Source organism: Emticicia sp. BO119 (genome assembly GCF_013912375.1).
In the GTDB taxonomy this organism is placed as follows: domain Bacteria; phylum Bacteroidota; class Bacteroidia; order Cytophagales; family Spirosomataceae; genus Emticicia.
In genome coordinates this window covers 571,375-586,577 of the sequence record NZ_JACETV010000002.1, presented here as the reverse complement: position 1 = coordinate 586,577, position 15,203 = coordinate 571,375, and the positions used below count along the sequence as shown (strand labels likewise).

Here is a 15,203-nt window from a genome sequence, read left to right as displayed (position 1 = left end):
ATTTTTAATCTAATCCAAAATCTCAGACATTATGAAAAAATTATTAGTACTCCTGCTCTTTGTCATTATAAATAATACTTTCGGACAAAATAAAATGCAAAAAATAGATTTGAAAGACGGCTCTAAGTGGTCAGTCTATAATCGATTAATGCCAGTCTGGAAAGACACCATTGTTCTTGGTAAAACCGAAACAGACGGCATGATGGTATTTAATGATTTCCAGATGAGTAATGGTATAATTGAATGTGATTTAAAAGGTCAGAATATTGTACAACAAAGTTTTATCGGGATTGCCTTTAACATTCAGGATGATAAAACCTACGAGCACGTTTATTTTCGTCCATTCAATTTTACGATTCCTGATGCGGCCCGACAAAAGCGAGCAGTGCAATATGCTAACCTACCCAACCAGCCCTGGTTTAAATTGCGGGATGATACTCCGGGTAAATATGAAAAGGGAGTAAATCCTGTACCTGACCCTGACGGCTGGTTTCATGTAAGAATAGTGATTGAGAAACCGCTTGTAAAAGTATTTGTGAATACCAGTAAAGAACCTTGTCTGGTAGTAGAAAGTCTGGCCGCGAATACAGCCGGTAAAATAGGTCTATGGACAGGGCCGATGACACTGGGTACTTTTACGAATCTGACGGTTTCACCTACTGATAAATGATTATTTGAGTTTGTATAGCAATGACCAGTTAATCTACTTTTTAACAAATTTTAACAGGTACTATTTACCAGATTTGTGCAACATTGCACCCAAGGTCAATGTCTTTGTTCGAAAGGAATACAAACATTATGAAAAAACTATTAGTAGTTGGGTTATGTCTCTTGACACATCTTTTACGCGCACAGGATTTCAATAGATTCACGAAAGATATTGAGACCTATACCCAACTACTAAAAATGCCTGCCATGGCAATTGGTGTGGCCAAAGGGGATAGCTTGATTTATTTTAAAGGAATAGGTTATGCGAATCCCGATACCAAAGAGCCTGTGAATGCTGACCATATTTTTGTTATTTCATCGCTTACCAAGGGTATGACCTCAGTAATAATGCAGCAAATGGAGGCAGAAAGAAAACTCCGTTTAGATGATTTACTGAACAATTTCCCTAACCAGTATTTTACTAAAGAACGTTGGGATGATAAAACGACACTGGCACATATTTTAAGCCATACCTCTGAAAGCAAACCTATCGGAACGGGCTTTGTGTACAATGGTGGCAAATATAATACAGTCTTTAATGCCATCAGGAGCATTAATAAAATAGATTCTGCCAATGATATAACACGACCATTTACTTATGAAGTAGAAAAACGCCTGATTGAGCCTTTGAACCTCAACCATACCATTGCTAAATATAATGCTGCCAAACATGAAAAGCTCATTAATAGCGTAGCAAGATTGTATGCTTATAATGACTCGCTAAAGGCTTATACTAATTCGAGACTTAATTTTCCGAATATGCAAAGTGGGCCTGCTTATGGGATGATGAGCAGCGTACGTGACTTAGTAAAATATAGTGCGGCTCTTGATAAAGGAACAATAATCTCAAAAGAACGTTACAAAACAATAACTACCCCCTTTTATAAGGGTAGTCCACAGGGTATGGGGTGGTTTACAAGTAAAATTAACGGGCTTGATATACATTGGGCCTATGGGTATGGGGCTGATGCTTCCATCTTACTGAAAATTCCTTCCAGAAACCTTACTTTTGTGATGCTGTCCTCAACCGATATGGCTTCGGCTACTACCCGATTAGGGTTTGGGAACCCGTTTAATGCACCTTTGGTTTGCGCTTTTCTCAAGACTTTTGTGCTAAATAAAAAAGAAGGTATTTCTTTCAATAAAGATATTACAGCAATTGAAAACCAGATAAAAACGCTTCCATCGAAATTCAATTTTGAAGAACTTTTTGCTTATGCTACTGTGATGAGTTTTGCCCCTCAGTCACTAACTGATGGTTATCCTTCAAGTGATGAATTATTGAAACTATTAATTAAATATTATCCTTTTAATGCTCAATGGGATACTCCTACTGCTTATGAAATAATAGCCAAATCAAAAGATAAGACTATACAAAGTTTCGGAAAAGACCTTGCGCTTAAATACTGGAGCAGTTTGCAGCAGCACCCTGGAAAATCATTCTATAGCGGGGTAATTCTTGAAAAGTCTGAGCTAACTAAAGTTGAGGGGATGATAAAATTTAAGATACTATCCGATTACGATAATTATCAGGAGCAAGGCTATAAATTTGATGCGATGATGAAACTGGCTAAATATTATTTACCTACTGACCCGACTTTAGCTAAGAAGTACCTAAGCTGGCTGATGAAATACAAAGAATATATAGATCGGCGCGACAGACAGTATAATGAGGCGAAGGAGTTGTTGGAGAAGAATTAGCTATTGATGGTAATTATCAGGTAAAATAATGGATAGCAATACATTAGTTACAAATATCAATTTTAGTGATAAAATCCTTATACACCTTCACCGATTTTAACTGACCCGAATTTACGCAGATTGTTTGTATTTTATTATCATTACATTGCGCAACAGTTAATTTCAGATTTTTGCTTATATCTAAACTCGTTAATTGGTTATAATCACAAATTAATACGTCTAAAACTGCATTTTTTGAAACATCCAGCGTAGTTAATTCATTTTTACTGACAGCCACCAAATCTAAAGATGAATTGTCTGATAAATTTATATTTGCTAATTGGTTATTCTGTAATCCCAAAGTTTTTAAAGCTATATTCTTACTTAGGTCAATATTAGTCAGTTGATTTTCAGAACAATGGAAAATTTCTAATCCTATACAATCTTCTATATTCAGGCTTTTAATTTTATTAGAATTGCATTCAAGCGTTTTCAGTGCTGGAAGTTTCCCGAGAATCAACTCAGATAATTGATTATTATAACAGTCAGCTCGTTCAATTCTGAAATTATTACTTAAATTCAAACTACTTAATTGATTACTTGAACAATATAATTCCAGTAAACTTGTACTTTTAGTTAAATCTAAGGCTTCTAATTTATTTCCAGAACAGGTTACTCTTTTTAACGAGATAATCTGGCCGATATTCAGGTTAGTTAGTTGATTACCGGAACAATCTAATTCTTCTAATTTTCTATTCCGGCTTATATCTAAAGTCGTCAATTTATTATTTCTAAGATTAAATAATAATAAGTTATCATTTTTAGTAATATCTAATTTATCAAGAAGATTGTTTGAACAAATTACAGTTAATAATTGTGGGTTATTACTAATGTCTAAAGTACCTAACTCATTGAAAGTGCAGGTTAAAGCGTATAAATAGATATTCTTACTAATATCTAAAGCATTAATTTTATTTTTGTCACATGAAAGCGAGATTAACTTTCCATTTTTACTTAAATCCAAACTTTTGAGAAAGTTACTCTTGCAATCTAAGTTTCTTAAATTTGTAAAATGTTCTATCCCTGTCAGGCTATTAATATTTTTATTGGTAATGTATAAATTTTCAACTGCCAGTGCGCTTCCTCTGAGTAATTTCCCATCTTTTATATCATCTATTTTGTTTTCAATTAATGCTAATTCAAAATTAGGATCAGGAATATCAATAAACTTAGAGGCCGTTTGACCGCTAAAAGGTATAACTGTCTTATTCCCCTTATTGTCTGTAGCTGTCACATTTCCTTTGATTTCAGTTTCAAAAGGAGTATTTTTAATAGTATAGGTTGTATCTTTTATTCCTTCTACTATTACTCCATTATAAGTAACTGAATACAGTACATTATACCCTTCAGGGTCTTGGGCACGTGTCCAGTTCAAAAGCAACGATTGTCCATCCGCTTGTAACTTAGCTGTAACAATAAAGCCTTTAGGTGCAAGATTAGGCTCTGCCTCTTTATTTTTTTTGCAAGAGCCGAGTAAGATTACTCCAATGGAAAGAATAAAGCAGTTTTTTAATAAATTAGTCACGTTTAAAGTAATTTAGATTACTAAACAAATATCTGTTTTTTAAAGACAATTTACTACAGTTAAACTATTTATTCTCACAAACTTCATAACCCACCCATTTATCCTTTTCCCAACCGGAAACAGGAATCTGGGAGTAATCATTGATACAGATAGTTGAAATTCTGTTTCTGTAGCATAGCAGATAGACTAATTTAAGATTCCGGCTGATACTTAGGGCCTCCAGCCGATTGGTGGAGCAATCGAGATAAAATAAATCTTTGTTTTTACCTATATCCAAATAGGTCAGATTATTTGATTGACAATAGAGATATAGTAGACTTGTATTTTTACTTATATCCAGGCTTTCTAAATTATTTTTGAAACATTGCAGATGAATCAATTCAAGATTCTTGCTTACATCTAATTGCCTTAACTGATTAGACTGACAGAAGAGCGAATAAAGCATCGAGTTCTTGCTTATATCGAGTTCGGTAAGGTGGTTATCTGAACAGTATAAATATTGTAATAAGGTATTTTTGCCAAGGTCCAATCTGGTTAGTGCATTAAATGAGCAGGATAATTCAGTAAGAGCTAAGTTTTTACTTAGATTTATTTCGGTTAATCGGTTATAAGCTATACTTAACTTCTGTAGATTTATATTCCTACTTACGTCTAACGTGCTTAATAGATTGTAGAAACACCACACTTCTTTCAGAGCCAAATTGTCTGAAATAGTTAAATCATTGAGTTTATTTATCTGACAGTAAAGTTCTTCTAATGCCGCACACTTATTTATTTTTAAAGAATTGATTTCATTACTATGGCAGTCAAGGTATTTTAATGCTCTATTAGTATTCAGATGCAATTCCTTTAAAAGATTCCCCTGACAATCAAGATAAGTTAGATTAGAGAAAGCCTCTATTCCTTGCAGGTTTCTGATGAGTTTACCGGATATAATAAGTTCTGTTACTCTCAATGCAGCATTTCTTGCTATTTGTCCATCTTTTTCATCATCTATTCTTTGCCTGATTAATTCATTTTCAAAAGCAGAATCCGGGATACTCGCATAGCCCGATGCCGTCTGAATAATAAACTTCGCTGCTGTACTCCCTCCTTTACCATCTTCAGCGGTAATACTCCCTTCAATATCACTGCCAAATGGTAAGTTAATTAATAAAAATTGTGTATCCTTGATTCCTTGAATATGTTTTCCCTGATAAGCCACAGTATAACTTACCTCATCATTATCGGGGTCATGTGCGGGTGTCCAGGTTAAAAGAACAGACTTGCCATCATTTTGTAAAGCAGCGTCCACTATAAAACTTCCGGGAGGGTTATTAGCAATTACCTCCTGGTCAAACTGGCAGGCACTTGCTATAAAAAGAATGATAAGCAGGTAAGTAAGAGATTTCATCAGCCCTTGATTTTCTGCTTCTGACTGCTCTGTAGTTTATGTAGTTGGACGATTATGTATAGCTAAACCTGTAATAATTATTTTACGGCAAGATTTCTTAAAAAAAGTAACCATCGTCTTAGGCAACCATACTTTCAATCATTTCGCGACGACGACGAGAAACGCTAATAACTATCCCGTTTGTAAGGTATAGATTTGAACTCGCAGAGTCATAATAATGAATATGGTTGCGGTTAATCAGATATCTCCTGTTGGCTCTCAGAAAATTTTCATGTTCAAAAAAATCTTCGTACTTTTTGAGATTAAATCCTGAAATCAATGTCCGGCCACAGCTCAAAAAAATCTGGGTATAATTAGTATCGGCCTGAAGGAAGAGAATCTGTTCCAAAGGAATATTGGCAATGAGTTTCATACGCTAATTCGCAGTCAAGAGTTTTCTTCTGATACTCTTATCTGTTGTTGAAGTTTATACAATTTATTTTCCTGACTTAAATTTTAATTAACGGAAACCAGCATATATTTAGTATTTTGCAAAAAGAGAAAGTTTTCAAAAGGGGCTAATATTGAAGAAGTTGTAAAAAACAAAGAAAGACTTAAAAGAAGAATTTACGTCTTTCTTTGTTTAGCAGTTTGACGGTTTTGCCATTAGATAACCATATAACAGCACGAATTAGACCCAACCCATTTGCTGTTATAGTAGACTGTCAGTAAAGCAACAGTCTTAATCATTAGACGGACATGACCCTCTGAGGTAACGCTCCTTGATTATCTTTTGTCTGTAATAGCATATCTATGCTACTGCGACCATTTCTTCGCAAGCAGTTGCGCATTTGAGACACGCTTCAGCACAAGCTTTGCAGTGATCCATACCCATTGCGCCATGTTTTTCACATTCTTCCGCACAGACATTACAAATTTCTATGCAAACCCTACAATAATCGTAGCTATACTTGCTGCCTAAACTCATAAGTTCTACAGCAGAACGACAAATGACTGCACATTCCATATCCAGTCGGATACAGTGTGTCAAATCTTTCACATTTGTTTCTTTAAGACATTCGGTTGCACAGTGGCTACAGGCAATTGCGCAAGCAATACATTCATCGATACAATCTTGAAATTTTTGATGTGCCATAATCCTAAATTTTTTAGAATAATTTCAAAAAAGATGTGCCACAAGAAAAATGTAGTTTTACTGGGTTGATTTTTACACAAAAAATCTTTGCAGATGAGAATCCAAATTTGCCTCGCACCTGCTTAAATAATAATAAACCACTAAAACCCTGTTTTTTAACACAAAAAGCCCTCATTTAGAGGGATTTTTATCCTAAAATCTCTATTAACTTCGTTTTGTGTGATTTTTTATTGGTTTTTACGAAGAAAAAATGTAAAATTTGTTGTCGATCTAGGGCATGTAGATTGACAAGCAAAAGTTATATTAAACTCAGAAAATCGTAGGATTCTATCTTACGATTTTTTTTACATCTGTATATACGAGTATTAAGCAGACCTGGATTTAAAAATTTTATACTTTTTAAAAAAAAGATCAGATAGCTTAAAACTTTGCCTGTTTAGCTCTTTCTCTATAAAATCACGGCAAACCGTGATTGCCCAGCTCATTGATAACAGATACATTTATGGGTTCATCAGACACAATTTTTAGTTATGAGATATTCCTTTATTTTATTATCCATGATAATAAGTAAAAGCTTCGCACAATCTACCACACTATTACCAAATTCTGTAAAAATAGGCAATGTAACGTCTTTAGGCACTTGTAATTCCACAACCAGAGGAGTACAGGTGTTTAATACGAGTGATGGAAAAATGTATTTTTGTAATGGTACTGGCTGGGTAGATATGGCAGGTGGCAGTGGCGGAAGTCTTACATTGCCTTACAGTGGCAGTAGCTCTACTTCATCAACTTTGTTTTCATTAACGAATAGTGGCTCAGGGAGAGGCATATCTGTAATAACCGGAAGTAACCGGGCAATCTATGGAGAAAGTACAGGAGGTGCTGGTGTGTATGGCGTTAGCGATAGCAATGCTGGTCTTTATGGTGTCAGTAATACTGGCGTTGGGGTATTTGGCTATGCCAACAGCGATTTTTCAGGGTATTTTAATAATAAAGCTAAAGTCGGTTTCAATCTTGCTGTGGGTCAGCTGACTTATGCACAAACCATTGCCCGACTACATATTAAGGCCGATGGCAATGGTGGTTGGGGGCAACATATCCGTATGGAAAACGGAAATGACAACGGTTATGGCGAAATTTTACATGATTCTGATGGCATGAAATTCAGAAATTTCCAGGCTAATGAAAGTTTCATTTTCAGAAATTCAGCAAATAGCACAGTTTTCACGATTAATAGTAGTGGTAATACTTCGGCAACAGGAAACATTTATGCAGACGGTAACGCTATCATTTCGGGCGGAGCTGCAATAGGTACAGACTTAAGTATAGGTGATGATGTAATAATTTATGGCAAAGCTTCGGTTTCGGGCAAGGTAACGGCAGAGGGTCAGGGCATTGTACTAAACAATACTGCCTCTACTTATATTATCAGACACGAAACCGAAGGCTATTCATTCTCTAATCTCGCTGCTGGCGCTACTATTATTAGTACGCTTGGTTATTCTGGTTTCTCAGGCGTACCTATGGTTTCAGTTGCACAGGTAGAGAGTGGCGCTGGCAGTTGGGATAAAATTTTAGTTGTTCCGTACAACGTTACAGCTACATCTTGTAGCCTACGGTTCACCAATGTAAGCAATAGCAGTATTTCGGCGTCAGGAACCTGGCATTTTACTATTATTGGCCCCAAATAATTTCTCATTGTATTATTCTAATAAATATCGAAATAGTTATATAACCAAATAAGCGTAAATTTCCACCCATTTAATTAGTTTTACCATTCTCCCTATTAGCTCAAACATTCATCGGGCAATATCCTATGTTCATCAGTCTAAATCTTACACTTATCCTTTTTCCGTTTCATGATTTAGCTTTATGACGCAAATTTGCATCGTTAAAAACTAAATCATGAAAAAAGTTACACTTAGTATTATTTTTATTGCCTCTATTTTTACGTCATTTGCCCCTGCTATGGCACAGTTCCCTATGGGTGGTAGTAGCACTACACAAAAAGCATTACCGGGTACAGCAGGTGACCAGACTCCAAAAGGAAATAGTAAAATTACGGGAACAATCGTAGATTCAACATCCAACAAAACTGTTGAATTTGCAAGTATTGCCTTGCTCGACAAAACTACAAATAAGCCAATAGATGGAACTATGGCTGACGAGAAAGGCAAGTTTACTATGAATAAAGTTGCCGCAGGCACATTTAAACTGCAAATTACATTTATCGGATACAATACCAAGTCATTAGATATTACTTTAGATAAGGGTCAGGAATTAGATCTGGGTAATGTGGTTATTTCCAGCAGTGCCAAAATGCTGAATGAAGTAACAGTAACCGGACAAGCCGCCTTGATTGAAGAAAAGGTTGACCGCTTAGTCTACAATGCAGATAAAGATATTACTGCCAAAGGTGGTGATGCCGCAGATGTATTACGCAAAGTACCTTTATTAACAGTCGATCTTGATGGTAACGTATCCTTAAGAGGCAGCCAGAATATCAAAGTTTTAATTAACAATAAGCCAAGTACTATTATTGCCAGCAGTGTGGCAGATGCCTTGAAACAGATTCCTGCCGACCAGATTAAAACAGTTGAGGTAATTACCAGCCCGTCGGCAAAATATGATGCTGAAGGATCTGGTGGTATCATTAATATTATCACTAAAAAGAACAATTTACAAGGATTAAGCCTGAATATAGACGGTGGTTTAGGTAACCGAGGTTCGATGTTAGGCTTGAATGGAAGCTATAGAAGAGGGAAAGGTGGTGTAACTTTAGGTGGTTTCGGGCGTGGAATCTACAATACTATTACCAAGACCTCGCTTGATCAGACCAGTATCGTAAATGGGGTTTCTACTTTAACCAAACAAACCGGAGATGGTTCAAGCCATGGATTGTTCGGACAATATAACTTAGGTTTTGACTACGATCTGGCCAAGAATCAGAGTTTAACAGCAGGTGTACGTTATGGTGTGCGTAACTTTTCTAACCAACAAGACCTTATTACAAAACTCTATAGCAACGGTATTCTTAACTCTGATGCCAGTTCAAGAAGAGACGTAAATGCTGATAATTTGTCAGGAACAGTTGATGTAAACCTGGATTATTTGCATACCTTCAAAAAACCGCAGCAAGAATGGAGTATTTCTACCTTGTATAGCCGTAACGATCTGACCAATAATTTTGATGCAAACCTAATGGATCCCGAGGGTATTACCTTGAGTCGTCAACGCAATATCAATACCAATCTTAATCAGGAGTTTACATTTCAAAGTGATTATCAGACACCTATCAAGAAGAACCAGATGTTAGAGTTCGGTGGCAAGGGTATCTTCCGTGAGGTAAATAGCGACTACAAGTTCTTATTTGCAGGGCCGACGGGTAGTTTCTCGACTGAAATTAATCAGCCTCAGGGTGAATTGACTTATCATCAGAACATTGCTGCCGCTTACAGTTCTTATACTTACACCACCAAAAAACGTTATACAATTAAAGGTGGTTTACGCTATGAGCATACATTTATTAATGCAAGTACAAAGGAAGGTGGCCCTATTGGTGTAGGTGATTACGGTGTATTAGTGCCAAGTATCAATGCTTCAAAAAGTATTAAAGGTACAACAGTTAAACTGGCCTACAACAAACGTATTCAACGTCCGGGCTTGCAACAGTTAAATCCAAACTTTAACTCTGCCAACCCTCAGAATATTACTGTAGGTGACCCAACTCTGAAGCCTGAAATTACTGACAACTTTGAGTTAACATTGAGCAAAAATATCAAAAAGACTTTTATCAATGCTTCATTCTTCGGACGTTTTACTAACAATGCCATTTCTCAGGTTCGGATTCCATCTGATACTTTAGAAGGAGCTATCATTACTACTTACAAAAACATTGGTCGTCAGCATGCTTATGGTACCAATATTTTTGCTAACATTGCAGTAACCTCGAAGATGAATGTGGGTATATTTGCTAACATTATTTACAATACCTTAACCGGACAGGTGTTAGGTCTAAATAATGTAACGCAAAACCTTACCAACTCTGGTTTTAACGTAAGTGGCGGAATATTTTCGCAGGCAACATTCAAAAATGGTTGGGGAGCCCAGGCTTTTGGTTTTATGCAGGGGAATCAGGTACAATTACAAGGTAACCAGGGTGGATTTGCCTTCTATACTGTAGGTGTCAAGAAAGACTTTAAAAACAAAAAGGGTAGTATAGGTCTTGCCGGAGAAAACTTCTTTAACAGCAGATTTAGAATTCATTCAGAATTGAAATCAGCACAGTTTAATCAGGTAAATAATATCTATATGTATAACCGAGGCGTACGTTTAACATTTAGCTATAAAATCGGTAAAATGACTGTTGATGCCCCTAAGAAAAAAGCCCGCTCAGTAAACAATGATGATGTGAAGAGCGATGGTCAGGGTGGCGGACAACAAGGTGGCGGTGGTCAGCAAGGTAGTGGTACACCAAGATAATAGCTGAAAGAATCATCACTATAGTTGAAAAACTTCAGCGATACTGATTTTAAAAGAACCTTAATAAACTTACGAATAAACTTTAATTCAATCTAAAATGAAAATGAACAAACTTTTTGCTACCGCAGTAGCGGCATTTATTTCGGTTAGCGGTTTCGCTCAGACTGTAGATGAAATTGTAGACAAACACATAGCTGCTTTAGGCGGAGCTGATAAACTAAAGTCTGTTAATACTATGGTTGCAGAACGCTCATTATCTGTACAAGGTATGGATATTCCGAATGTAAGCACTTTGATAGTAAACAAGGCCGTACGTTCTGAATCAACCGTAATGGGAAACTCAATGGTACAGGCATTTGATGGTACTTCTGCCTGGATGATTCGCCCAACAATGATGGGTGGTACCGGTGAGCCTGAAGATATGCCTGCTGATCAGTTAAAACAATTAAAAGGGCAACTTGACCCATTTGGTCCGCTTTTCAATTATAAAGAAAAGGGAAATAAGGTAGAACTGGTAGGCACCGAAAAAGTAGATAAGAAAGATAATTATCACTTGAAAGTAACAACTGCCGGTGGCGATGTGTTAGACCAATATATTGATGCTGCTACTTATTTAATAACTAAAACAAAGACGTCAGCCAATGGACAAGATGTAGAAATCAGTTTCTCTGATTATAAAGATGTTGATGGTATTAAAATTGCCTATACTATGGATATTGCCAACCAGATGGGTAATCTGGCATTTATTACCAATAAAATCAAATTCAATAGCTCTGTTGATGAGAAGGTGTTCAAAAAGCCCTGATGATAATTAACAAAATATAAATCAGTTATCTGATTTCTTAAAGGGTGTATCTTATAAGGTACACCCTTTTTCGTATTAATGTATCTCTACGGACATGAAATACTCTGGATAATCGCCATAAATACCTCGTTTGCCCCAGCTTGAAAACCCGGGCTAAGCGTAATTGATTTCCCGGCAAAGTAACTGGTTCCTGTGGCTACATTGGTAGCACTTGTAATGGTTTGTGATGCTTGAAATACGCCAGCAGGTTCTGATGGATTGGCAAAGCTAATATTAGTAAAAACAATGGTTGCCTTAACGGGTATTCGCTCAACCGAACAAGGGTTTTCACAACCAACATAGTAAGTAATACTTGATGAAAGGCTTGGAGTAGTAAAGGTTCCACCTGTTGCAATAGAAGTTCCGCCTGTTGCTGAATTATACCAATTAATTATTCCGCCAAAACAACCTGATGCCATGAGATTAACACTCCCCGTTCCACATCTTTTCGCCTCTGTGATCTCATCAAGTCCACAAAGAATATTTATCCAGTAATCTTCCGTTTCTCCATAGCCTTCTGCCTCCGCCGGGTTTTCACAAGGGTTCGCTGGAATCGAATTATAGGTTAGCTTTACACGCATACGCATTTGTCCTGCTAATGCACTTAAAGGAACAGTAAAAGAACCAGAGGTATCTGTCCATATATTGCTTGTTTTAGTTAATATCTGTTCATTATTTTCAAAAATCCCGTTTTTATTAAAATCAATCCAGGCACTTGCGCCTTCAGCATAAGAACTTACGGTAGACAAAGAGAAAGTATAAGTTACCCCTTTCTCAAGAGTAGGTAAAGCCGTACTATCAACAGAATACCCTCCATTACTACAGGTAGAATTATAGTTCATTATTGTTCCGGCACCCTTCTTGATTGTTAAATTCGTAATGGCATCACCTTCTTCGCAGTATAAAGCTGCGGGAACACAATAGCAATTAATAGAAGAAGTAAAATTTATCTGAGCTATATTACTATAGTCAGCATTAGCGTTAGCCGCTATTACACGATAATAATAAGTAATCCCATTGCTGAGTACACGATTATCTAAAAAAGTGGTACTTCCGGCAGGCAAATTACCTATTGATACAAATGGCCCTGTAACACTTGTTGCCACCTCAACAATATATCCCATTTCATTATCTGCATTATCATTCCAGGAGAGTTGGATACTACACCCCTTTGGTATAAGAGTAACATTAGAGGGTGCAGCAGCAATAGTAGCATTGCAAGCCAGATTATAAGTACTGCTATTCATAAAGCTTGTTCTCAAGGCATATCCTGCATCCATTCGGGTATATTGCCCTGCCGTAAAAATATCGCGGCAAAGCCCGTAATATGACATAAGGTTATTAACCATCGGGTTATAGGTCTGCCCTAAAGAATCTGTTGCAGAGCCTGTATAAGTACAGGTTTCAGGATCATAGAAATAACAACACGGGTCTGCAGGTGTATCACAAACCAAATCACCTTTGGTTGTGCAATTACTACCATCTACCAGCTCTGCTCCCAGATAAGTTTCGTGTGTATGGTAAAGATTCCAGTAATGTCCCATTTCATGCGGCAATGTAATTCTGTTATTAGTAGCATCATTCCACATAATAATACGATTTTCGGCAGGGTTTGCAGAGGGAAAGGCAGAAATACCATTTAATAACGCACCACCTGCTGATAATGTGCCTACAAAATAGATGTTAAGGGCATCGTTTACATTGCTAAGTACCAACTTATTATCTTCAATATCTACATCAAGTGTATAAAGTTCATCACTATCAATATAATGTACACTGCTACATATTGTGAAACTCATGTTGATACTGGCATATTTAGTATTCATAACAGAAATGGCAGAATTGATTGAATCAATTGAAATTCCTCCAGAACCATCACTTTTCCGAACAATATGGGCTTTGATAGGAATCACAACCGGAGAAGCCAGATTAGACCCTCTCTGAATAAATTGCTGCATCAGTTTTTCATTCTGACGGGATATTTTGAGTGGTGGTAAAGGTGTGCCGCATTCTACAAGATTATTCTTATTTAAAACAACAGGAATATTTGGCTGATTTTTTCTCTGAGCAATTGCAGTAAAAGTAGTAAGCAGAACAATAGGTAAAAGTAAACGTATAGTATTCATTAATACAAACTTTAAATTTGGGTTAATCCAGGAAATATCAAAGATAAATAATTATCCGATACTACCTCTTAAAATAACCTTAATACTATTCGTTCTATAAAAAAACCAAGGTTTGAAAACCATCTTCGCTTTTCAAACCCTTTGCCCTCAACAATTATTTACTTATCTTGTTTTCTCAGCCAAAGCTGCAACAAAGCCCCAATTCTGATGTTGTAACCTACCCATTGAGTTAAATCCTTTACCAAATACAAAAGCATCGCCTTCAATAATAAAGGTCAGTTCATTTTCACCTTTTTTCATATCCAGTACAATGCAGTTCTCATAATTATTCAGACGGTCTAATTTGTATTTTGCATAGTTGAACACTTCTTTGCCATTCAGGAAAATCTGGAGTTTACCTGTAAAATCAAAATATAACAATTGTGGTTTATCTGTTTCTGAGGCAATCGTTCTTTTAGCAAAAACGGTTCCATTCGGATACTCAAAATAACGTTTCAGATTTACCATCTCATCATTTTTCTGATCAATTTTTGTCCAGCTCCTGTTTTTTTTCACCTCTGTATAGTCATAAGTTCTATCACGCGGCAATTGTTCTGAGATACTCCAATCAGTTAGAGATTCAGGAATCTCCTGAATACTGACATTGGCAAAATAAGCCTCACCAAACATAGTTCTTAACAAAATGTTACCATTCTGTGTATCAGTGTCCAGGAGGGTAAGTGTCATATCAGCCTCCTTTTTGTTATTCACAAATACCCTCATAATTTTGTTTCTTACTTCAATAGCTGCATGAAACCATTCCATTGCCATAATATCGGTTTTGGCTTCATGAATCGGATAGTGATATAATACCCAGCTTAAGCCTCCGTTATAAATAGGTATATACTGAATAGCCTCCTGAGTACCTCCATAACCAGGTCTGAAATACAGAAACTGATAATTCTGCTCGTTTTTTACGTGAAACCCAACTCCTGCCATTACTTTGGCTGCTATGTCAAATTCGATTCTGAAATCCCGATAATTTTTATTCTTGTTGATAACTATGGTTTCTTTTTTACCATCTAATTTTACACATTTTTTTTCTTTGTATGTTTGTTCTGTTAAAGTAACCGGCTCATTGTTTTCTGAAAAAGCCTGCCAGTCTGTGAGGGTATTCTGAGCGCGTAGGTTAAAAGAGCAAATAAGGAGTGAGCAGATAAAAAATGATTTGTGTCTGAGCATTTTCATAATAAATTGATTAAATTTTGAAT

At 36.3% G+C, this 15,203-nt stretch carries 11 protein-coding genes; 5 read left to right on the top strand and 6 right to left on the bottom strand.

Features of this window, described 5'->3' with window-relative positions:
• Positions 1-31 precede the first annotated feature (31 nt).
• Together H1R81_RS09380 and H1R81_RS09375 are read left to right on the top strand one after the other, a co-directional pair.
• Positions 32-670 (top strand): hypothetical protein, encoded by a 639-nt coding sequence (locus H1R81_RS09380; protein ID WP_181840448.1) that lies wholly within the window; start codon positions 32-34, stop codon positions 668-670.
• A gap of 128 nt (positions 671-798) precedes the next feature.
• Entirely contained in the window at positions 799-2,409 is a 1,611-nt protein-coding gene (locus H1R81_RS09375) for a serine hydrolase (protein ID WP_181840447.1), read from the top strand.
• Positions 2,410-2,452: 43 nt separating this feature from the next.
• Here H1R81_RS09375 and H1R81_RS09370 read toward each other — a convergent pair whose 3' ends face one another.
• The 4 genes from H1R81_RS09370 to H1R81_RS09355 all read right to left on the bottom strand — a co-directional run bounded on the left by H1R81_RS09370 (position 2,453) and on the right by H1R81_RS09355 (position 6,501).
• Positions 2,453-3,973: a leucine-rich repeat domain-containing protein gene (locus H1R81_RS09370; protein ID WP_181840446.1), complete on the bottom strand. Its 1,521-nt coding sequence runs from the start codon at positions 3,971-3,973 to the stop codon at positions 2,453-2,455.
• A 64-nt stretch (positions 3,974-4,037) separates the two neighbouring features.
• Positions 4,038-5,366, bottom strand: coding sequence for a leucine-rich repeat domain-containing protein (locus tag H1R81_RS09365; RefSeq protein WP_181840445.1), 1,329 nt, complete (start codon positions 5,364-5,366; stop codon positions 4,038-4,040).
• 118 nt (positions 5,367-5,484) lie between these two features.
• On the bottom strand, positions 5,485-5,778 hold the full coding sequence (locus H1R81_RS09360; protein WP_181840444.1) for a LytTR family DNA-binding domain-containing protein: 294 nt from the start codon (positions 5,776-5,778) through the stop codon (positions 5,485-5,487).
• 378 nt (positions 5,779-6,156) lie between these two features.
• The gene (locus tag H1R81_RS09355; protein ID WP_181840443.1) at positions 6,157-6,501 is read right to left on the bottom strand and encodes a four-helix bundle copper-binding protein; all 345 of its coding nucleotides are present in this window, start codon (positions 6,499-6,501) and stop codon (positions 6,157-6,159) included.
• Positions 6,502-7,058: 557 nt separating this feature from the next.
• Between H1R81_RS09355 and H1R81_RS09350 the strand changes: the two genes are divergently transcribed.
• From H1R81_RS09350 to H1R81_RS09340, 3 genes are all read left to right on the top strand, one after another.
• The gene (locus H1R81_RS09350; protein WP_181840442.1) at positions 7,059-8,192 is read left to right on the top strand and encodes a hypothetical protein; all 1,134 of its coding nucleotides are present in this window, start codon (positions 7,059-7,061) and stop codon (positions 8,190-8,192) included.
• A 214-nt stretch (positions 8,193-8,406) separates the two neighbouring features.
• Positions 8,407-10,983 (top strand): TonB-dependent receptor domain-containing protein, encoded by a 2,577-nt coding sequence (locus H1R81_RS09345; RefSeq protein ID WP_181840441.1) that lies wholly within the window; start codon positions 8,407-8,409, stop codon positions 10,981-10,983.
• 103 nt (positions 10,984-11,086) lie between these two features.
• The gene (locus tag H1R81_RS09340) at positions 11,087-11,788 is read left to right on the top strand and encodes an outer membrane lipoprotein-sorting protein (RefSeq protein ID WP_229251088.1); all 702 of its coding nucleotides are present in this window, start codon (positions 11,087-11,089) and stop codon (positions 11,786-11,788) included.
• Between the two features lie 86 nt (positions 11,789-11,874).
• Here H1R81_RS09340 and H1R81_RS09335 read toward each other — a convergent pair whose 3' ends face one another.
• Both H1R81_RS09335 and H1R81_RS09330 read right to left on the bottom strand, forming a co-directional pair.
• Positions 11,875-13,953: a GEVED domain-containing protein gene (locus H1R81_RS09335; RefSeq protein ID WP_181840439.1), complete on the bottom strand. Its 2,079-nt coding sequence runs from the start codon at positions 13,951-13,953 to the stop codon at positions 11,875-11,877.
• A gap of 162 nt (positions 13,954-14,115) precedes the next feature.
• Positions 14,116-15,180, bottom strand: a complete 1,065-nt coding sequence (locus H1R81_RS09330) for a family 16 glycoside hydrolase (protein ID WP_181840438.1) — start codon at positions 15,178-15,180, stop codon at positions 14,116-14,118.
• Positions 15,181-15,203: the final 23 nt, after the last annotated feature.